Annotated in this window: 17 protein-coding genes; 16 read left to right on the top strand and 1 reads right to left on the bottom strand. The window is 31.4% G+C overall.

The features are described from left to right. Positions 1 to 33: 33 nt before the first annotated feature. The 16 genes from KGF45_RS09400 to secG all read left to right on the top strand — a co-directional run bounded on the left by KGF45_RS09400 (position 34) and on the right by secG (position 21,178). Positions 34 to 1,221 (top strand): YgeY family selenium metabolism-linked hydrolase, encoded by a 1,188-nt coding sequence (locus KGF45_RS09400; protein WP_227828382.1) that lies wholly within the window; start codon positions 34 to 36, stop codon positions 1,219 to 1,221. Positions 1,222 to 1,236: 15 nt separating this feature from the next. After that, on the top strand, positions 1,237 to 2,820 hold the full coding sequence (locus KGF45_RS09395) for a D-aminoacylase (protein WP_227842377.1): 1,584 nt from the start codon (positions 1,237 to 1,239) through the stop codon (positions 2,818 to 2,820). 27 nt (positions 2,821 to 2,847) lie between these two features. Next, positions 2,848 to 4,176, top strand: coding sequence for a putative aminohydrolase SsnA (ssnA, locus tag KGF45_RS09390; protein WP_227842375.1), 1,329 nt, complete (start codon positions 2,848 to 2,850; stop codon positions 4,174 to 4,176). Positions 4,177 to 4,319: 143 nt separating this feature from the next. Beyond that, positions 4,320 to 5,672, top strand: coding sequence for a nucleobase:cation symporter-2 family protein (locus tag KGF45_RS09385; protein ID WP_227828385.1), 1,353 nt, complete (start codon positions 4,320 to 4,322; stop codon positions 5,670 to 5,672). 87 nt (positions 5,673 to 5,759) lie between these two features. After that, a complete protein-coding gene (locus tag KGF45_RS09380; RefSeq protein WP_227433768.1) occupies positions 5,760 to 6,869 on the top strand; it encodes a 4Fe-4S binding protein in 1,110 nt (369 codons plus the stop codon). 280 nt (positions 6,870 to 7,149) lie between these two features. Next, on the top strand, positions 7,150 to 8,541 hold the full coding sequence (gene hydA / locus KGF45_RS09375; protein WP_227842374.1) for a dihydropyrimidinase: 1,392 nt from the start codon (positions 7,150 to 7,152) through the stop codon (positions 8,539 to 8,541). Continuing rightward, positions 8,535 to 11,096, top strand: coding sequence for a selenium-dependent xanthine dehydrogenase (gene xdh, locus KGF45_RS09370; protein WP_227828387.1), 2,562 nt, complete (start codon positions 8,535 to 8,537; stop codon positions 11,094 to 11,096). Before hydA ends, xdh begins: the two co-directional genes overlap by 7 nt. A gap of 151 nt (positions 11,097 to 11,247) precedes the next feature. Next, complete coding sequence (gene rpoN, locus KGF45_RS09365; RefSeq protein WP_227828388.1) at positions 11,248 to 12,594, top strand: RNA polymerase factor sigma-54; 1,347 nt, start codon at positions 11,248 to 11,250, stop codon at positions 12,592 to 12,594. Positions 12,595 to 12,860: 266 nt separating this feature from the next. Next, positions 12,861 to 13,040 (top strand): hypothetical protein, encoded by a 180-nt coding sequence (locus KGF45_RS09360; protein ID WP_227828389.1) that lies wholly within the window; start codon positions 12,861 to 12,863, stop codon positions 13,038 to 13,040. A 23-nt stretch (positions 13,041 to 13,063) separates the two neighbouring features. Beyond that, positions 13,064 to 14,086: a sugar-binding transcriptional regulator gene (locus tag KGF45_RS09355; protein ID WP_227828390.1), complete on the top strand. Its 1,023-nt coding sequence runs from the start codon at positions 13,064 to 13,066 to the stop codon at positions 14,084 to 14,086. A gap of 59 nt (positions 14,087 to 14,145) precedes the next feature. Next, complete coding sequence (gap, locus tag KGF45_RS09350; RefSeq protein ID WP_227433773.1) at positions 14,146 to 15,153, top strand: type I glyceraldehyde-3-phosphate dehydrogenase; 1,008 nt, start codon at positions 14,146 to 14,148, stop codon at positions 15,151 to 15,153. 221 nt (positions 15,154 to 15,374) lie between these two features. Beyond that, positions 15,375 to 16,577, top strand: a complete 1,203-nt coding sequence (locus tag KGF45_RS09345; RefSeq protein WP_227842372.1) for a phosphoglycerate kinase — start codon at positions 15,375 to 15,377, stop codon at positions 16,575 to 16,577. Between the two features lie 25 nt (positions 16,578 to 16,602). Further along, positions 16,603 to 17,346, top strand: a complete 744-nt coding sequence (gene tpiA, locus KGF45_RS09340; RefSeq protein WP_227433775.1) for a triose-phosphate isomerase — start codon at positions 16,603 to 16,605, stop codon at positions 17,344 to 17,346. Positions 17,347 to 17,357: 11 nt separating this feature from the next. Next, a complete protein-coding gene (gene gpmI, locus KGF45_RS09335; protein ID WP_413840841.1) occupies positions 17,358 to 18,887 on the top strand; it encodes a 2,3-bisphosphoglycerate-independent phosphoglycerate mutase in 1,530 nt (509 codons plus the stop codon). A gap of 411 nt (positions 18,888 to 19,298) precedes the next feature. After that, complete coding sequence (gene eno, locus KGF45_RS09330) at positions 19,299 to 20,591, top strand: phosphopyruvate hydratase (protein WP_227433777.1); 1,293 nt, start codon at positions 19,299 to 19,301, stop codon at positions 20,589 to 20,591. Between the two features lie 362 nt (positions 20,592 to 20,953). Continuing rightward, positions 20,954 to 21,178: a preprotein translocase subunit SecG gene (gene secG, locus KGF45_RS09325; protein ID WP_003421948.1), complete on the top strand. Its 225-nt coding sequence runs from the start codon at positions 20,954 to 20,956 to the stop codon at positions 21,176 to 21,178. A 282-nt stretch (positions 21,179 to 21,460) separates the two neighbouring features. On the opposite strand, the gene KGF45_RS09320 is transcribed toward secG, so the two are convergent. Further along, positions 21,461 to 21,889, bottom strand: coding sequence for a hypothetical protein (locus KGF45_RS09320; RefSeq protein WP_227828393.1), 429 nt, complete (start codon positions 21,887 to 21,889; stop codon positions 21,461 to 21,463). Positions 21,890 to 22,024: the final 135 nt, after the last annotated feature.

The following is a 22,024-nucleotide window of genomic DNA, read 5'->3' as shown; positions in this document are numbered from 1 at the left end:
TAAAAATTAAGAATTATATGGGGGAATATCAAAATGTTAAATGAAATAAGAAAAAAACAATTAACTGAAGTTTGCCAAGATTTAATAAGAAATGCTAGTTATTCAGGTCAAGAAGAAAATGTAGTAAAGGCAATTGAAGAAAATTTTGCTATATTAGGTTTTGACAGCTGGTCAAGAGATAGATATGGAAATATAGTAGGATGTATAAAAGGAAATAAACCAGGTAAAAAAATATTATTTGATGGTCATATAGATACAGTTCCAGTTCCAGATGCAAGTAAATGGAGTGTTCCTCCTTTTGAAGCAAGAATAGTAGATGGTAAAATATACGGTAGAGGAACTTCTGATATGAAGGGTCAAGTAAGTGCTATGATGGCGGCTGTTTCATACTTTGCAGAAGATACTAATAAAGACTTCGAAGGTGAACTATATGTAGCAGGAGTTGTTCATGAAGAAATATTTGAAGGAGTTTCAGCTAGAGAAATAAGTAAAGCTGTTAAACCTGATTATGTTGTAATAGGAGAGTCTTCAGAATTAAACTTAAAGATTGGTCAAAGAGGTAGAGGAGAAATAGTTGTAGAAACTTTTGGTAAACCAGCTCACTCTGCTAATCCAGAAAAAGGTGTAAATGCAGTTTATAAAATGGCTAATGTAATTCAAAGAATACAACAATTAGTACCTCCAACTCATCCAGTGTTAGGTGATGGAATACTAGTTTTAACAGATATAAAATCTTCTCCATACCCAGGAGCATCAGTAGTGCCAGATTATTGTAAAGCAACTTTTGATAGAAGATTATTGGTTGGAGAAACAAAAGAAGGAGTATTAGCTCCAATACAAGCATTATTAGATGAAATGATGAAAGAAGACTCAGAATTAAATGCAAAAGTTTCTTATGCATCTGAAAAAGCTGACTGTTATACAGGAAATACTATAGAAAGTGAAAGATTCTTCCCAGGTTGGTTATATGATGAAAATGATGAATTTGTTCAAGCAGCATACAAAGGATTAAAAGAAGCTGGAATAGATTCAGAAATAACTCAATACTCATTCTGTACAAATGGAAGCCATTATGCAGGTGAGGCTGGAATAAGAACTATAGGATTTGGTCCTTCTAGAGAAAATCTTGCTCATACAATAGATGAACATATAGAATTAGACCAATTATTCAAAGGTGCAGAAGGATATTATGGTATATTAAAATCAGTTTATAAAAAATAATTAGGAGATGGTTTTGTGAGAACTTTAATAAAACATGGGCTTATAGTAGATGGCAATAAAACACCAGCATATGAAGGGGATATTTTAATAGAAAACGAAAAAATATTAAAAATATCACAGGATTTAAACGAAGAAGCTGACAAAGTTATAGATGCAAAAGGTAGAGTTATATGTCCAGGTTTCATAGATACTCATAGCCATTCAGACCTAGTGATTTTAGTTAATCCATATAATGAGGTAAAGATTAGACAGGGAATTACAACAGAAGTGTTGGGCCAAGATGGAATATCTATGGCCCCTCTACCTCAAGAGCATATATCTTCTTGGAGAAAAAATTTAGCAGGCCTAGATGGTGAAAGTGATGAAATTGATTGGAAATATGAAACAACAGAAAATTATTTGAAAATGATGGACGAAAATGGGGTGGGATTAAATGAAACTTATTTAGTACCTCATGGAAACGTAAGAATGGAAGCAATGGGACTTGAAGATAGACCTGCCACTGAAGAGGAAATTCAAAAGATGTGTGAAATCACAGAAAGAGAATTAAAGGCAGGAGCTATAGGATTGTCAACTGGACTTATATATATACCTTGTGCGTATTCATTGACAGAAGAAATTATAGAGATGTGTAAAGTAGTAGCAAAATACGATGGAGTATTTGTAGTTCATCAAAGAAGTGAAGCAGATACGATTTTAACATCAATGGAAGAAATTATAGAAATTGGAAAACAATCAGGAGTAAAAGTTCACTTCTCACACTTCAAGGTTTGTGGTAAATCAAATTGGAAGTATATACCTCAAGTTATAGAACTTTTAGAAAAAGCAGAAAAAGAAGGTATAAGAGTATCATTTGACCAATATCCTTATGCAGCTGGAAGTACAATGCTTGGAGTAGTTTTACCTCCATGGGCACATTCAGGAGGAACTGATAAATTAATAGAAAGATTAAGTGATGAAAACGAAAGAGCAAAAATGAAAAAAGATATAGCAAATGGAATCGAAGGTTGGGATAACTTTATAGAATTTGCTGGAATAGACCAAATCTTTGTAACAAGTGTAAAGACAGAAAAAAATCAAGATACAATTGGTAAAAGCCTACTAGAAATTGGAAAGATGAGAGGCAAAGACCCATTAGATGCAACGTTTGATTTATTGAAAGAAGAAGAAAATGCAGTTGGAATGGTAGATTTCTATGGATTAGAAGAACATATAATAGGTTTTATGAAAAGAGACGAACAAAATGTATGTACAGATGGTCTTTTAGCAGGTAAGCCACATCCAAGAGCATATGGTTCTTTCCCTAAAATACTAGGAAGATATGTTAGAGAATTAAATGTACTAACAGTTGAAGAAGCTGTTTACAAAATGACTAAAAAAGCAGCAGTAAGCTTTAGTATAAAAGATAGAGGGGAACTAAAAGAAGGATATTTTGCAGACATAGTTATATTTGACAAGGATACAGTTAGTGGATGTGATGATTTTATCAATTCTATGCAATATCCTACAGGTATAGATTATGTAATTATAAATGGAAATTGTGTTGTTGAAGAAGGAAAATACAATAAAATTAAAGCAGGAAAAGTACTTAAAAATTAAATCTTAGCTTTAAGGAGGAATAAATTTATGATTTTAGTGGGGAATGGGAGGCTAATAAGCCAAGATTCTTTAAATCCCTATATGGAAGATGGATGTGTTGTAATAAATGACAATCTGATTGAAGATATAGGTACTACTGAGGAAATGAAAGCGAAATATCCAGTACATGAATTTATAGATGCAGGCAAGAAGATAATCATGCCTGGTCTAATAAATTCACATATGCATATATACAGTTCATTTGCTAGAGGTATGGCAGTTCCAGGAAAACCATCTGAAAACTTTTTAGAAATATTAAACAATTTATGGTGGAGACTTGATAAACAACTTACACTAGAAGATACAAAATACAGTGCATATGCAACTTATATAGAATGTATAAAAAATGGTGTCACAACAGTTTATGACCATCATGCAAGTCCAAATGCAATTGAAGGTAGTTTATTTACAATATCAGATGTTGCAAAAGATTTGGGGATAAGAACATGCCTTTGTTATGAGGTATCTGATAGAGATGGTGGAGATACAATACAACAAGGCATCAATGAAAATGTAAATTTCATAAAATATGCTCAAAAAGATGATACAGACATGATAAAGGGAATGTTTGGTCTTCATGCTGCATTTACGTTGTCTGATGATACATTAAATAAGTGTGCTTCAGAAATGGCTGGTCTTGATACAGGTTATCATGTACATGTTGCTGAAGGATTAGCAGACTTACAATATAACGTAGATAAATATGGAAAAAGAGTTTTAGAAAGATTTAATGATTTTGGTGTGCTAAAAGAAAAGACTATAGCAGTTCATTGTATATATATAAGTACAGATGAAATCAATCTTTTAAATAAAACAAATACATTTGTAGTTCATAATCCAGAATCTAATATGGGAAATGCAGTTGGATGTTCTCCTGCAATAGAATTACTAAAAAGAGATGTTACAGTAGGTCTAGGAACTGATGGATACACTAGTGATATGTTTGAATCGTTAAAAGTTGCTAATATAATTCATAAACACCACTTGAGTGACCCAAGAGTTGGATTTGGAGAATCACAAACAATGTTATTTGATAACAATAAAAAAATAGCAAAAGCTTATTATAAAAATGACCTAGGTATACTTAAAAAAGGAGCTTATGCAGATGTTATAGTAGTTGATTATATACCACACACTCCATTGACAGAAAACACAATAGGGGGACACATCATATTTGGAATGAGTGGAAGAAGTGTGGACACAACTATTATAAATGGAAAAGTACTTATGAAAGACAGAAAATTAGTAAACATTGATGAAGAAAGTATTCTAGCTAAGAGTAGAGAACTAAGTCAAAACCTATGGAGTAGAATCTAAATAATTGATATTAACATACAAGTAAGAAACAAGAACTTAACTGTTAAGAATAGAATTTAGACAAAAGTAGAATTTAAATGAAGTATATAGATAAAAAATATATGGAATAGAATATTAAACTAAATATAGAAGGGAGACCCAACATGTCTCAAAATGAAAGCCCTAAAATAGCTCCAGTAGATGAAAGGTTACCTGTATCCAAATCTTGGGTATTTTCACTACAGCACGTTTTAGCAATGTGTGCAGGAGCGGTAGCAGTTCCTATGATGATAGGAAGTGCTGCACGACTAGATCATGCTAGTATTGTTTTTTTAATAAATGCTTGCTTGTTTATGGCAGGTATAGGAACACTCATACAAAGTGTTGGTATAGGAAATATTGTAGGCGCTAAAATACCAGTAATTGAAGGAACTAGTTTTGCCGCTGTGGCAGGTATGACAGCAATAGCCTCATCATATAGTGATTCTCAAGTTGCAATACAGACAGTATTTGGCTCTGTAATAGTAGCTGGACTGTTTTGTATATTACTTGCTCCAGTATTTGAAAAACTGATAAGATTTTTCCCTAGTGTAGTTACTGGAACAGTTGTTATGGTAATAGGTATTTCACTATTCCCAGTTGGGATAAAGTGGATAACTGACAACAAATTGGAAGCGGTTGAACCAAACTCATTAGCATTAGCTTTAGCAGTATTGGCGATAACTTTACTTTCATTTAAATTCTTAAAAGGAATTTGGAATAGTACAGCGATATTGGTAGGTATAGTGCTTGGTACATTACTTTCTATGGCAGTTGGAATGGCTGATTTTAGTGCAGTAAATGGTGTTGGATGGCTTAATCTAAATGTGCCTTTAAAATTTGGAATGCCTAGATTTGAACCATCTGCAATATTATCATTATGCTTAATTATGTTAGTACTTATGACAGAATCAGTTGGTAATATGATAGCTATTCACGAAATGGTAGACAAAGAGGTAACTGGTAAAAATATTAAAAGAGGTCTATTTGGAGATGGAATATCTACAGCTTTATCTGGGATATTTAATTCATTCCCAATAACTCCATTTGGTCAAAATACAGGAATTGTTGGGCTTACAGGTATAAAATCAAGATTTATTGCAGTTTATGCAGGGGTAATATTGCTAGTGCTTGGTTTCTTACCAAAGTTTGCAGCCATAATAGGAGCAATACCTAAGCCTGTTCTTGGAGGAGTAGGATTTGCAATGTTTGGAATGGTAATGGTTGGAGGAGTAAAAACTCTAAGTAAAGTAAAATTTGATGGAACTAAAAATGGAGTGATAGTAGCAGTTAGTGTTGGGTTATCTATGATACCACTGACAAATCCTGATTTCTATCATAATTTTCCAACTTGGGTGCAAACGATATTTCACAGTGGAATAACAACAGGAAGTTTATCAGCAGTACTTTTAAATATATTCTTCAATGAATTAGGTTCAAAAAAGGAAAAAACTCCTAAGACTGAAGAAGCAAAATAAGATGAAATAAACGAAAAGCAACATAGACAAAAGAGTATCTAAGCTAAATATTAAAAAAATATATTTAATTAAGGGAGAGATAATAATATGGCTAATTTAAAAGTTAATTTATATGGAATGGAATTCTTAAATCCAGTTATGACAGCGGCAGGTCCTGGAGCAAAAGATGGTGATCTCTGTCAAGAGGCAGCAAAAGGTGGAGCAGGAGCTATATGTACAAAAACTATATCTGTATTACCAGCAGATGTACCAAGACCATGTATGGCAAAAACTAACAGTGGTTTCTTAAACACAGAATTATGGTCAGAGCTTCCAAAAGAACAATGGATAGAAGAAGAATACAAAAAAGTAAAAGCAGCAGGTCTTCCAGTAATAGTAAGTATGGGATATTCAGCAGAACAAATAGCTGAGGTTGCACCTTTAGTAAAACCTTATGCAGATGCAGTTGAATTATCTACTCATTATGTAGGTACAGACGTTGCTCCAATAGTAAATGCTTTAAAAGCTGCAAAAGCTGTTTTAGATGTACCAGTATTTATGAAAATGAGTCCTCATACTGATATTCAAACTATTGCAAAAGCTGTTGAAGAAGCAGGAGCAGACGGACTTGTAATGATAAACTCATTTGGACCATGTATGGCAATAGATGTAAACACAGGATACCCTATAATGGGAAGTAAAGCTGGATATGGATGGCTATCAGGAGCTCCAATAAGACCACTTGCAATAAGATGTATATATGAAGCTTCTCAAGTTGTAAATATACCAATTATAGGTGTTGGTGGAATAACTTGTGGAAAAGATGTAGCTGAAATGATGATGGCAGGAGCAAGTGCTGTTCAAGTATGTACAGAAGCAATCCTTAAAGGGCCTTCTATATATGGAAAAATTGCTAAAGAATTAAATGATTTCTTAGATGAAAATGGATATGCTGATGTTAATGAAATCAAAGGATTAACTCATAAGAAAATGGCAGCTAGAGGATTTAGAACTCATGCAGTAGCTCCAGTTGTAGATGATAATAAGTGTATCAAATGTAAACAATGTGTAACAAGCTGTGTATATGAAGCTCTAGAAGTTACAGATAAATTAAATATAGATGTGGATAAGTGCTTTGGTTGTGGATTATGTGTAACTAGATGTCCAAAAGGAGCTTTAAGCATTTGCTACAATCAAGTAGAAGCTGTTAATGAATAATAATTATATAGAATTTTAGTAATTAACTTAGAGTAATAGATATATCAGGATAATAAAATATATTAGATAAGCAAGTATTATATTTTAATAATACAACATGAAGTTAATAATTTTATTACGTTGATTTAACTAAACATTAGTTTAACTAAATATTAATTTAATTAGATATTGGTTTAATCTAAATATAGATTTACTGTGTATAAGTGCAATAGTCAAATTACTTTAAGTTAATTTCTTCAGATAAAATAAATTGATACGTTATAAGTAAGGTGGAGTCTATATGGGAATTGTTTTAAAAGGTGGGAAAGTAGTAACAAGTGAAAAAACTTACTGTGCAGATGTAAGAATAGAAAATGAGAAAATAGTTGATATAGGTGTTGATATATCAAAAGAAAATGATGAAATAGTTGATGTTAGTGATTCTTATGTTATACCAGGAGGTATAGATACACACACTCACTTTGACTTAGATACAGGAACTACTAAGACAGCAGATAACTTTGAAACAGGAACAAAAGCTGCAATAGCTGGAGGTACTACTACTATCTTAGATTTTGCTACACAATCGAGAGGTTGTTCTTTAAAAGAAGGATTAGATGAATGGCATGAAAAAGCTAGAGATAAATCTTATTCAGACTATGGTTTTCACATGGCTATAACAGATTGGAATGCTTCAATTTGTAATGAAATGGAAGATATGGTGAAAGAAGGAGTATCTTCATTTAAATTGTATATGGCATATAAAGGAAGCCTTCAAGTTGATGATGGTGTTATCTTTGAAGCTTTGAGAAAAGCAGAAGAAGTAGGAGGAATTATTGGATTCCATTGTGAAAATGGGGATATAATATGTGAACTTGTGGATAAAGCAAAAGAAGAAAATAACCTATCTCCAAAATATCATCAATTAACTAGACCAGCTATATTAGAAGCAGAAGCTACTTCAAGACTTATGAAGATAGCAGAAGTTGCAAATTCTAAGGTGTATGTTGTTCACCTAAGTTGTAAAGAATCTTTGGAAGAAGTTCTAAAAGCTAAGCAAAGAGGAGTAGATGTGATAGTTGAAACTTGTCCTCAATACCTTCTATTAAGTGATGAATTATACGATTTAGATGGATTTGAAAGTGCTAAATATGTAATGTCACCACCTTTAAGAGATAAAGAAAATAATGAAATTTTATGGAATGCTATTTTAAATAATCAAATAGATACTATAGGTACAGACCACTGTTCTTTTAATTATAAGGGGCAAAAGGAACTTGGAATAAACGATTTCAGTAAAATTCCTAATGGTTCTCCAGGTGTGGAACATAGGATGAGTCTTTTATACACATATGGAGTCTGTAAAAATAAAATATCTATCAACAAGATGGTAGAGGTAACATCAACTAATGCCGCTAAATTGTTTGGAATGTATCCTGAAAAAGGCACTATAGAAATAGGTAGTGATGCAGATATATTAGTTTTAAATCCAAATAAAAAATCTAAAATAGAAGCAAAAAAACAATTACAAAATGTAGATTATACGCCTTATGAAGGTTATGAAGTAGATTGTCAAATAGAACATGTTTATTTAAGAGGAAAAGAAGTTGTTAGAGAGGGAGAATTAATTTGTAATACTCCAAGTGGGAGATATATAAAAAGGCGTCTAACAGAGGAGGCTAGAGAATGGTAGAATTTATATTAAACGGAGAGAAAGTTGTTGCAAAAGAAGGTAAAAAACTTTTAGACTTCCTTAGAGAAGATATGAATATAACTTCAGTTAAAAATGGCTGTTCAGAAGGTGCTTGCGGAACTTGTATGGTTATAATAGATGGTAAAGCAACCAAAGCATGTGTATTTAAAACTGATAAATTAGCTGGAAAAAATATAACAACTATAGAAGGATTATCAGAAAGAGAAAGAGATGTTTTTGCATATTCTTTTGCCAGCCAAGGAGCTGTTCAATGTGGATTTTGCATCCCAGGTATGGTAATTAGTTCAAAAGCACTTATAGACGTTAATAATAATCCTACTGAAGATGACATAAAAAAAGCTTTAAAAGGTAATATATGTAGATGTACAGGTTATGTAAAAATAATTAAAGCTGTGAGTTTGGCAGCAAAGATATTTAGAGAAGATATAGATGTGCCAAAAGTAAACTGCAAAGGTCTAGTTGGTGAAAGTCTTCACAGAGTTGATGCAGTAGGTAAAACACTTGGATACTCTGAATATGTAGATGATATAAGATTAGAAGGTATGATTTATGGTTCAGCAGTTAGAGCTAAATATCCAAGAGCGTTAGTTAAAAAGATAGATATAGAAGAAGCAAAAGCTTATCCAGGAGTTGTTACAGTTCTTACAGCTAAAGATATTCCAGGAACTATAAAAGTAGGTCACTTAAAGAAAGATTGGGATACATTAATCCCAGAAGGTGAAATAACTAGATATTTAGGAGATGGAATAGTTTTAGTAGCAGCAGAAACTAGAGAAGCATTAGAAGAAGCGAAAAAACTAGTTAAGATAGATTATGAAGAATTGACACCTTTAAGTACTACAGCAGAGGCTCTTAAAGAAGATGCTCCAAAGATACATGAAACAGGTAATGTACTTGTTAAGGAACACTTAGTAAGAGGAAATGCTGAAGAAAAAATAAGGAATTCAAAATATGTTGTAACTAAAAAATACACTACACCTGCAACAGAACATGCATTTTTAGAACCTGAATGTGCAGTAGCAGGTCCTTATGAAGAAGATGGAGTAATAATTTACTCAACAGACCAAGGAGTATTTGCTACTCAACATGAATGTGCAGATATGTTAGGATTACCACATGAAAAAGTAAGAGTGATAAATAAGATGGTAGGAGGCGGATTTGGTGGAAAAGAAGATATGAGTGTTCAACACCATGCAGCCTTACTTGCATACCACACAAAGAGATTTGTAAAAGTACAGCTTACAAGAAAAGAAAGTATTATTGTTCATCCAAAAAGACACGCTACAGAAATGGAATTTACAACAGCATGTGATGAAAATGGATATCTAACAGGTATGAAAGCAACTATAATATCTGATACAGGTGCTTATGCATCTCTTGGAGGGCCAGTATTACAAAGATTATGTACTCATGCAGCAGGACCATACAATTATCAGGATATTGATATAACTGGAACAGCAGTATATACTAATAATCCTCCTGGGGGAGCATTTAGAGGTTTTGGAGTTACACAAAGTTGTTTTGCTACAGAATGTAATCTAAATTTACTTGCTGAAATGGCTGGAATATCACCTTGGGAAATAAGATATAAAAATGCAATAAGACCTGGTCAAGTTTTACCAAATGGTCAATTTGCAGATGAAGGAACAGCAATGGCAGAAACATTAGAAGCTGTAAAAGAAGAGTATGAAAAACACCCACGTGCAGGTATAGCTTGTGCAATGAAAAATAGTGGTGTAGGGGTAGGTATACCTGATGTGGGAAGATGTAGATTGGTAATAAAAGATGGCAAAGTCCATATAAGAACAAGTGCTTCTTGTATAGGTCAAGGTCTTGGTACTGTTATGACTCAAGTGGTTTGTGAAACTGCTAATTTACTACCTGAAAACATAGTACATGAAGTTCCAGATACTCACTTGACACCAGACTCTGGTAATACTACAGCTTCAAGACAGACCGTGTTTACAGGGGAAGCTACTAAGGTTGCATCAATTAAGTTAAAAGAAGCTTTAGCAACTGGTAAAGTATTGTCTGATTTAGAGGGAGAAGAATTTTACGGAGAATATGCAAGTGTTACAGACAAAATGGGTTCTGATAAAGAAAATCCAGTAAGCCATGTAGCTTATGGATATGCAACACAAGTTGTAATGCTAGATGAAAATGGAAAATTAGAAAAAGTAGTAGCAGCACATGACGTAGGAAGAGCTATAAACCCAATCAGTTTAGAAGGGCAAATAGAAGGTGGAGTTGTTATGGGTCTTGGATATGCCTTAACAGAGGATTACCCAGTAGTTAACTCTGTGCCTACAGCTAAATTTGGTACATTAGGTTTATTTAAATCTACAGATATACCAGAAATACAAGCTGTAATAGTTGAAAAAAACAAAGATTTATTGGCGTATGGAGCAAAAGGTGTAGGAGAGATTTGTACAGTTCCTACTGCACCAGCAGTGCAAAATGCTTATTATGTATTTGATAAAGAGTTTAGAACTGAACTACCACTTCAAAATACGCCATATAGTAAAAAAAAATAACAAAAAAATAAATATTAAATAAAAAAAATCAATTAAATTGTAAATAAAAAAAACCCTTTTGCATAAGGTATATTTTAAATGATAGAATATACATATACAGGAGGGTTTTTCTTTTATAAAATAAGTTTAATAAAATTGAGAGGTGAGCAAAATGAATTTTAATAATAGTCTAGAGTTAACTCAGTCTCAGAAGCTAATAATGACTACACAACTTAAGCAATCATTATCAATATTAAATATGAGTAAGTTAGAGTTAGAAGAAGAGATTAAAAGGGAAGCAGAGAATAACCCATTAGTCGAAGTTGAGAAAAGTGGGGAGATAAATTGGGAAGAATATATAAAAGATATGGAAAAATCAAGACGTTTAGATAGAACAGAAATAAGTTATAATCCCGACAATGAAGTTAATCTAGAAAATTTAGTTAAATATTCGTCAAATTTATATGAGGATTTGAAGTTTCAGATAAGCCTATATAAGCTAACAGATAAACAAATGGAAGTCTGTGAATATATAATTGATAGCTTAGATGAGGATGGATATTTGAGAACTGAGGAAAAAGTAATTGTTGATACTTTAAAGATAGATGAAGAATTTTTTGAAAAATGCTTAATTAGTGTTCAGCAATTGGAACCTAGTGGAGTAGGTGCAAGAAGTCTTTCGGAATGTCTGATGATTCAAATGGCAAGCTTAGGAATATATAATGAAATTTTAGAGGAAATCGTTACAAAAGACTTAAATTTAATTGCAAATAATAAATATAAAGAGATAAGCAAAAAATACAATATGTCACTACAAAAATGCGTTGAACTAATAAATATAATTAAGACATTAGACCCTAAGCCAGGAAGAACATGTTCAGTAGAAAAAAGTGTATATATCCAACCAGATGTAACAGTTGAAAAAATTGATGATGAATTTATTGTATATTTAAATGAAAAAGACTCCTATCAAATAAAAATAAACAGTTATTATAAAGACATACTAAAAAATTCACAGTCTGATGAAAGTGCAAAAGAATTTATAAAAGAAAGACTAAATTCAGCAACAGGGCTTATGAAAAATATAGAAAGTAGAAAGACTACAGTACTTAGAATTGCAGAAGAAATAGTAAAAGCACAAGATGAATTTTTGCGAAAAGGAACAAAATATATAAAGCCTTTAAAAATGAAAGACATAGCAGAAAAATTAGATTTTCATGAATCTACTATAAGTAGAGGTGTAAATGGGAAATATATGCTGACACCTTTTGGAGTATATGAATTTAGATACTTTTTCAGTAGTGCTATTGAAACAGAAAACCATGAAATGGCATCTAGTACAAGCATAAAAAAAATTATAAAGGAAACAATAAAAGACGAAAATAAAAAGAAACCTTTAAGTGATGACCATATATCTAAGCTATTAAAAGAAAAAGGAATCAATGTTGCAAGAAGAACAGTTGCCAAGTATCGTGAAGAATTAGGAATTTTGTCTTCAAGTAAGAGAAAAGAATTTTAGTAAAATAAGGGGAAAAGGCCAATTACAAGACAAATGAGCATTATATAAATGAATTTAAGTATTGGAAAGAAAATTAAATATTAGGAAAAAATCAGGAATTATAACGATAACTAGAGTTAAAAATACAGAGATAAATAAACTGTTATTGTTAATTTTGAGAATATAAAAATAAAAACATAAAGTATAAAAACAAAGACATATAGAATCTAGCAGAGTAGAACATATAAGATTGAGTCAAAATATTAGAATAAAAACCATAAAAATATATGGAAAAAATATTATATAAAAAAGAAAAAATACTGTACTTTGAAAATGGTGGAGAAATTGCTATAAAACAAAAAAATAAAAAAGTTTTTGAAAAACTATTGAAATCTATACGCAAATCCTATAAAATAAAATTATCTTGTGGGACTGAAATAAACACTAGGGACAAAAAAAGTCCCTAAGGGAAAGCAATAAGGAGTATGTTATGAAGAACTTATTAGAAATTCAAAAGAAACTAATTCCACAGGCAATTGAACTTATGGAAAGAAGATACTCTATTTTAAGACAAATATCTTTAAGTGAACCAATAGGTAGAAGAACTTTATCAAATGTATTAGAAATTAGTGAAAGAATAATTAGGTCAGAAACAGAGTTTTTAAAAGAACAAGGACTTATAGATGTTGCTGTATCTGGAATGACTATCACTAAAGAAGGTTCTGATTTGTTAGATAAACTTAAAGACATCATGAGTGACATCATGGGATTGTCTAAGTTACAAGATAGGGTCAGAGAAAAGCTTGGAATAAAAAAGGTAATACTAGTTCCTGGAAGCTGTGATGAAAATGGAAGCTTACTAAAAGATGTAACTAGATATGGATGTGAGCATTTCTTAAGTATTTTAAAAGATGGAGATATCGTTTCAATAACAGGGGGAAGCACTATGTTGGAGTTTTCAAACGTTATTAAAACTGATAAAAGGTATCCAAATTCTACAATAGTGCCAGCTAGAGGAAGCATGGGAACTGATGTAGAGATGCAGTCTAATAGTATAGTTGCTTCAGTAAGTAAGAAATTACACTCTAATTGCAAACTTTTACATATACCAGATGAGCTGGACGAGAGTGCAATGAAAACTCTTAGCCAAGTGCCAGAGATTAAGACAACTTTGGAGTATATTAAAAGAACAGACATTTTAGTTTTCAGCATAGGTAGAGCAGATGTCATGGCAAAGAGAAGAAAACTTCCAGAAGATAAAGTTAACGAGATATTATCTAAAAATGCAGTTGGAGAAGCATTTGGATATTATTTCAACAAAGATGGAGAAATAGTTTACAAATTAAATACTGTTGGAATTGATTTAGAGACAGTTAAAGAAGTAAAAGAAACTATTGCAATCTTTGCAGGAACAGAAAAGGTAGAAGCCTTATTAGCCATATCAAATATGCATAAAAACATGGTTCTTGTAACAGATGAAGAAAGTGCTTATAAGATATTGTCATTATTATAAAAGTCAAGAACTAGCATAGAGCTAGACAACATACATTTACTTTATAGGAGGTAGCGAAAATGGTTAAAGTAGCTATAAATGGATTTGGAAGAATAGGAAGATTAGCATTAAGAAAAATGATGGAGCAACAAGATAAGTTTGAAGTTGTTGCAATAAACGACTTAACAGATGCTAAAATGTTAGCTCATTTATTTAAATATGATACAGCTCAAGGAAGATTTAACGGTGAAATAGAAGTTAAAGAAGGTGCTTTTATAGTAAACGGAAAAGAAATAAAAGTAACAGCAGAAAGAAATCCTGCTGACCTACCATGGGCTGAATTAGGAGTAGATATAGTATTAGAATGTACAGGATTCTTTACTTCTAAAGATAAAGCAGAAGCTCATATACAAGCAGGAGCTAAAAAAGTTGTTATATCTGCACCAGCAACTGGAGATTTAAAAACAATAGTATTCAACACAAACAGTGACATATTAGATGGTTCTGAAACAGTTATATCAGGAGCTTCTTGTACAACTAACTGTTTAGCTCCAATGGCTAAAGTATTAAATGATAAATACGGTATAGAAAAAGGATTAATGACTACTATACATGCATACACTAATGACCAAAACACTTTAGATGGTCCTCATCCAAAAGGTGATTTAAGAAGAGCTAGAGCTGCTGCTGGAAACATAGTTCCAAACACTACAGGAGCTGCAAAAGCAATCGGTCTAGTAATACCTGCATTAAAAGGAAAATTAGATGGAGCAGCACAAAGAGTACCAGTTGTAACTGGTTCAATAACTGAATTAGTTTGTACATTAGGAAAAAATGTTACAGTTGAAGAAATAAATGCAGCTATGAAAGAAGCTTCAAACGAATCTTTCGGATACACTGAAGAAATGTTAGTATCTTCTGATATAATCGGAATAAGCTACGGTTCATTATTTGACGCTACTCAAACAAAAGTTATGGAAGTAGATGGAAAACAATTAGTTAAAGTTGTTTCTTGGTATGACAATGAAATGTCTTATACTTCTCAATTAATAAGAACTTTAGGATACTTTGCACAATTAGCAAAATAGTCAGCTTTTAGAAAATAGAAAAGTAGATTGACAAAGTCCGAGTTTGTAGTTTAACACTACGGACTCTGGACTTTTTTTAAGAAAAAATATATAAAATACACCTAAATAATGTTACATACTATATATAAAAATATGATAATATGATATATTTAATAGGGTAAAAGTATGTACTATATTATACTTGGCAATAAAAAATTACTTTATTAAAAGGAGAGATATTTATGTCAATGCTAAACAAAAAAACTATAGAAGATATTGATGTGTGCGGGAAAAAAGTATTAGTGAGATGTGACTTTAATGTACCATTACAAGATGGTGTAATTACTGATGAAAATAGATTAAACGGAGCTTTACCAACAATTCAATATTTAATTTCTAAAGGAGCAAAAGTTATATTATGTTCTCATTTAGGAAAACCAAAAGGAGAAGCTAAACCAGAATTATCTTTAGCACCAGTTGCAAAGAGATTATCTGAAATGTTAGGTAAAGAAGTTGTATTTGCAGCAGATAATAATGTTGTAGGAGAAAATGCAAAAAAAGCTACTGAAAAAATGGAAAACGGAGATCTAGTATTATTAGAAAATACTAGATATAGAAAAGAAGAAACTAAAAATGAAGAAAACTACTCTAAAGAATTAGCTTCACTTGCTGAAATATTTGTAAATGATGCATTTGGAACTGCTCATAGAGCACATTGTTCAACAGTTGGAGCAGGAGAATTTTTACAAGAGAGAGTTTGTGGATACTTAATTCAAAAAGAATTAAAATTCTTAGGAGAAGCTGTTGCAAATCCTGTAAGACCATTTACAGCTATACTTGGAGGAGCTAAAGTTTCTGATAAATTAGCTGTTATAAATGAACTATTAGAAAAAGTTGATAATCTAATAATAGGTGGAGGAATGGCTTATACATTCTTAAAAGCTCAAGGTTATGAAGTAGGTACATCTTTACTTGAAATAGATAAAGTAGAATATGCAAAAGAAATGATGGAAAAAGCTAAGGCAAAAGGCGTTAATTTATTATTACCAGTAGATGTTGTTATGGCAGACCACTTTGCACCAGATGCAACTCCAATAGTAACAGAAGATGCTAATGTAAAAGAAGATTATATGGGACTAGATATGGGACCTAAGACTATAGCAAACTTTGTAAAAACTATAAAAGAATCAAAAACTGTAGTATGGAACGGACCAATGGGAGTATTTGAATTTGAAAACTTTGCAAATGGAACACTATCAGTAGCTAAAGCTATGGCAGAATTAACTGATGCAACTACTGTAATTGGTGGTGGAGATAGTGCAGCAGCAGTTAATCAATTAGGGTTTGGTGATAAGATGACTCACGTATCAACAGGTGGAGGAGCATCACTAGAATTTTTAGAAGGTAAAGAATTACCAGGTATTGCAGCATTAGATAATAAATAAACTACTATATAGAGGAGATTGTAAAATGAGAAAACCTATAATTGCAGGAAACTGGAAAATGCATAAAACAATAAAAGAAGCTTTAGAGTTTGTAAATGAAGTTAAAGGGAAAGTTAATGCTGATAAAGCAGAAGCTGTTATATGTGCACCATTTACTTTATTGAAGGATTTAAAAGAAGCTACTAAGGGTACAAATATAAAGATAGGTGCTCAAAATATGCACTTTGAAGAAAAAGGAGCATTTACAGGAGAAGTTTCACCTCTTATGTTAAAAGAAATAGATATGGACTATGTTATAATAGGACATTCAGAAAGAAGACAATACTTCAATGAAACTGATGAAACTGTAAACAAAAAAGTTTTAAAAGCTTTAGAAGTAGAAATAGACCCAATACTATGTGTTGGTGAAACTTTAGAACAAAGAGAAGCTGGAAAAACTAAAGATGTTTGTAAAGTTCAAGTTGAAAAAGCTTTAGAGAATGTTCTTAAAGATGATTTAGCAAAAGTAGTTGTTGCATATGAACCAATCTGGGCTATTGGAACTGGTAAAACTGCAACTGCTGAAGATGCTAATGATGTTATATCTTATATAAGAGAAGTTATAAAAGGATTATATGGAGAATTAGCTAATGAAGTTAGAATACAATATGGTGGAAGTGTTAAACCTTCAAATGTAGCTGAAATAATGGGTCAAAGTGATATAGATGGAGCTTTAGTAGGTGGAGCTAGTTTAGCTGCTAATGACTATTTAGACCTTGTTAATTTCTAAGGAGTGAAATGATGAAAAAACCAGTTGCTTTAATTATTATGGACGGGTTTGGATATAATAAGGAAGTTAAGGGAAATGCAATTGCTGAATCCAAAATTCCTAATTTAGACAGAATAATGAAAAAATATCCAAATACATTAATAAATGCTAGTGGTCTTGATGTTGGTCTACCTGATGGTCAAATGGGAAATTCAGAAGTTGGTCATACTAATATAGGTGCAGGTAGAATTGTATATCAAGATTTAACTAGAATAACAAAATCTATAAAAGATGGTGACTTTTTTAATAATGAAGTTTTATGTGAAGCTATGGACAATGCAAAAGAACATTCTCTTCATGTAATGGGTCTTTTGTCTGATGGTGGAGTACATTCACATATAGACCATCTTAAAGCCATAATCAAAATGGCAAAAGATAAAGGTGTAGAAAAAGTGTATGTTCATGCATTTACTGATGGTAGAGATACTGACCCTCAAAGTGCATTGGAATATGCTAAGGAAGTACAATCTAGTATGAATGAAATTGGAGTAGGAGAATTTGCTACAGTTTCTGGTAGATACTATGCAATGGATAGAGATAAGAGATGGGAAAGAGTACAACTTGCATACAATGCTATGGTTAGAGGTATTGGTGAAAAAGCAACTTCTATTGAAGAAGCTATTCAAAACTCTTATGATAATGGAAAAAATGATGAATTTATAATGCCAACAGTTATTGTTAAAGATGATAAAGCAGTTGGAAGTATAAAAGAAAATGATTCAATTATATTCTTCAATTTCAGACCAGATAGAGCAAGACAAATAACAAGAGCTTTAGTAAGTGAAGAGTTTGATGGATTTAAAAGAGAAGAAATTAAAAACTTCTTTGTATGTTTAACAGAGTACGATATAACTATAAAAGAAGTGCATATAGCATTTGGTCCACAATCTTTAACTAACACTCTAGGTGAGTATTTAGCTAAGAATGGAAAAACTCAATTAAGAGCTGCTGAAACTGAAAAATATGCACATGTTACTTTCTTCTTCAATGGTGGAGTAGAAGAGCCAAACAAAGGTGAAGAGAGATTATTAATACCTTCTCCAAAAGTTGCAACTTACGACTTACAACCAGAGATGTCTGCATATGAATTAACAGACAAAGCTTTAGAAAAACTAGGAGAAGATAAGTTTGACTTTATAGTTTTAAACTTTGCAAACCCTGACATGGTAGGACATACAGGAAGTATTGAAGCAGCTATAAAGGCTGTTGAGACTGTAGATACTTGTGTAGGAAAATTAGTAGATAAAATAATAGAGCTAGGTGGAAGTGCAATAATAACTGCTGACCACGGAAATGCTGAATACATGTTAGACCCACAAACAGGAAAGACTGTAACAGCCCACTCTATTAATCCAGTGCCATTTGTGGTTGTTGGACAAGAATTTGAAGGTGCAAAATTATTAGATGCAGGAAGATTATCTGATATAGCGCCAACTGTTTTAGATATGATGAAGTTAGAAAAACCAGAAGAAATGACTGGTCATTCACTTATTTCAAAATAGTTAAATTTAAGTAAGTAGGATAGTAACTTACAATAAAATAAACTTAAAAAGTATTTTAGTTTGAGTGCATTTTATAAAGTTTAAATAAAATGATGTAAAAAATAATAATTAATATATATTATAAAATCAAAAATTATTAGAATCATTAGTTGTACATTTTGTGTTTTATGTTTTAAATCTATCTATATATTTATGTATTGAAGATTGATTTTGAATAACAGATAAGTTAAAAATTATAAAAAATAAAATAAAAATAGAAACTTTTACAAATTTACCCATCAAATAAATTTGTATCTAATTTTCAAAAATAACTTTCTGTACTATAATATAATAAGTAGATTAAAACTAGTAGACGGATGTTTACAGTAAATGAAAATTTAACTAATAGAAAAATCGAAGGGAGATATACAAATGTCAGTTATTGAATTAGTATATGCTAGAGAAGTATTAGACTCAAGAGGAAATCCAACTGTAGAAGTTGAAGTAGTATTAGAAGATGGAGCAATGGGAAGAGCAATAGTTCCATCAGGTGCATCTACAGGAGCTTTTGAAGCTGTTGAATTAAGAGATGGAGACAAAGGAAGATACTTAGGAAAAGGTGTAGAAACAGCTGTTGCTAACGTAAATGAAATAATAGCACCAGAAATCGAAGGAATGGATGCATTTGACCAACCAGCTATAGATGCAATGATGATAGAATTAGATGGAACTCCAAACAAAGGTAAATTAGGAGCTAATGCTATCTTAGGTGTTTCAATGGCAGTAGCTAGAGCAGCTGCTGATGAAATAGGTTTACCATTATTCCAATACTTAGGTGGAGTAAATGCTAAGCAATTACCTGTTCCAATGATGAACATATTAAATGGTGGAGAACATGCTGATAATAACGTTGATGTTCAAGAGTTCATGATATTACCAGTAGGAGCTTGTTGCTTTAAAGAAGGTTTAAGAATGGGAGCAGAAGTATTCCATTCATTAAAGAAAGTTTTAGGAGAAAAAGGATTAGCTTGTGGTGTAGGTGACGAAGGTGGATTCGCTCCAAACTTAGGTTCAAACAGAGAAGCTTTAGAATTAATAGTTGAAGCTATAACAAAAGCTGGATATAAGCCAGGTGAAGATGTTATGTTAGGACTTGACGTTGCTGCTACAGAAATGTACAACAAAGAAACTAAAAAATACGTTTTAGCTGGAGAAGGAAAAGAATTAACTGCTGCTGAAATGGTTGCTTTATATGAAGACTGGTCAAACAACTTCCCAATAATAACTATAGAAGATGGTTTAGATGAAGAAGATTGGGATGGATGGAAATTATTAACTGAAAAATTAGGAAACAAATTACAATTAGTTGGAGATGACTTATTTGTTACTAATACAGAAAGATTAGAAAAAGGAATTGAAAATGGAGTAGCTAACTCTATATTAGTTAAAGTTAACCAAATAGGTACAATAACTGAAACTCTAGATGCAATAGAAATGGCTAAGAGAGCAGGATACACTGCTGTTATATCTCATAGATCAGGAGAAACTGAAGATTCTACTATAGCAGATTTAGCTGTTGCAGTAAATGCTGGACAAATAAAAACTGGTGCTCCATCAAGAACTGATAGAGTTGCTAAATACAACCAATTATTAAGAATAGAAGAAATGGTTGGAGAACAAGCTAGATACTGTGGATTAAAATCTTTCTATAACTTAAAAAAATAGTCTTTAAAGATTAAAAAGATAGTATAAAAGATTTTAAGTTTATCTTATAAGAAATAAAAGGGATGAGTGTTAATTGATTTTTCAAGGCACTTATCCCTTTTTGTATTTAAGTTATTATGAAGAAAATAAATAAAAGCTTTGAAATAATTGCTATAATTCAAAACTATAGATATATTTTGATTTAAATATTTTTCTTTCTAAAATTTATTAATTTTCCTATGTAAAAATACAGTAAAATCTTCTAGCAGTTTGATACCAGTTTTGTTTGTGATTTATAGCATAATAGTCTTGAAATGACTATATTATTGTGATACACTAAAGAGTAATGAAATTTAAGTAATAAAAAGATAGGAGGGGCAAGAATGAGCAACATTTTAATGGGTGTGCAAGTAGTACTAGGGATTTTACTAGTAATTAGCATAATGCCTCAAGATTCTAAGAATGCTTTACCTTCAGAGTTTGGTGGAGAAGGAAGTCAAGCTTACTTTAAACCAAAAGGAAAACAAGCATTTCTTGCTAGAGTTACAAAAATAACAGCAGTATTATTTTTTATAAATGCATTGGCACTACTTATAGTTAAGAAGTAGTGATATTGTTGAATAACTGGCCATTATTTAATTAGTGCATTTTGGTTACATTTAAAAATTAAATTTAGTTTTTAATAAAAGTACGTCAACATAAAAAAGTACGTAAAATAAAAGCTGGACTAATGATTTTATATTATTAGTCCAGCTTTTATTTTATGAATTGAGTTAGATATTTATAAAATAAATTTTTTAATATCTAGTTTTTAATATTCAGTTTCTAATATCTAGTTTCTAATATATAGCTTTTAATATCTAGTTTAGATATATATAGCTTTGATATATCTAATTTTTAATCATTCTAGTATACACAATCAACTTGATGATTTGCAAAATAGATACCATACTAAGCATCATTATTAAAAAAAAGTAGGAACTATTAGTATATTGTGTATTTGTTAATATAAACTTTAATAAAAGAGTGTTGATTATTATTGTCAAAAGCCCCATTAATTTACCAAATAAATTATAGTTCTTTTTTAAAATGGTGTTTTGAATTAGCAATATAATTGCAATTATAGTAAAAGCGATAAGAATACCTATTAGAGCTATTTTAAGTGATTCAATAGGATAATCTCTTTCAAAGTTTCTGTTAGTGTATGTGACCCACCTGTGCATTCCCATTCTTGTATTTGCATATTTTTCAAAGACCTTACATCCTATTAGAAAAGCAATTTGAAATAGTATTGTAATACTATAGAGTATTTTCTTCATTAATATTTCTGCTACTCAAAATATGGTCAAATATATCCATATCGAGATTTTTCCTTCTTCACTGAACCTCGCCTTGCCTAAGCTACTACGATTTGGTATAGTTCTCCAAAGGCTTAAATTCCGAAGTTAGCCCTC

This window comes from Clostridioides sp. ZZV14-6154 (genome assembly GCF_020657785.1).
In the GTDB taxonomy this organism is placed as follows: Bacteria; Bacillota; Clostridia; order Peptostreptococcales; family Peptostreptococcaceae; genus Clostridioides.
This window is presented reverse-complemented; position numbering and strand designations above follow the sequence as displayed.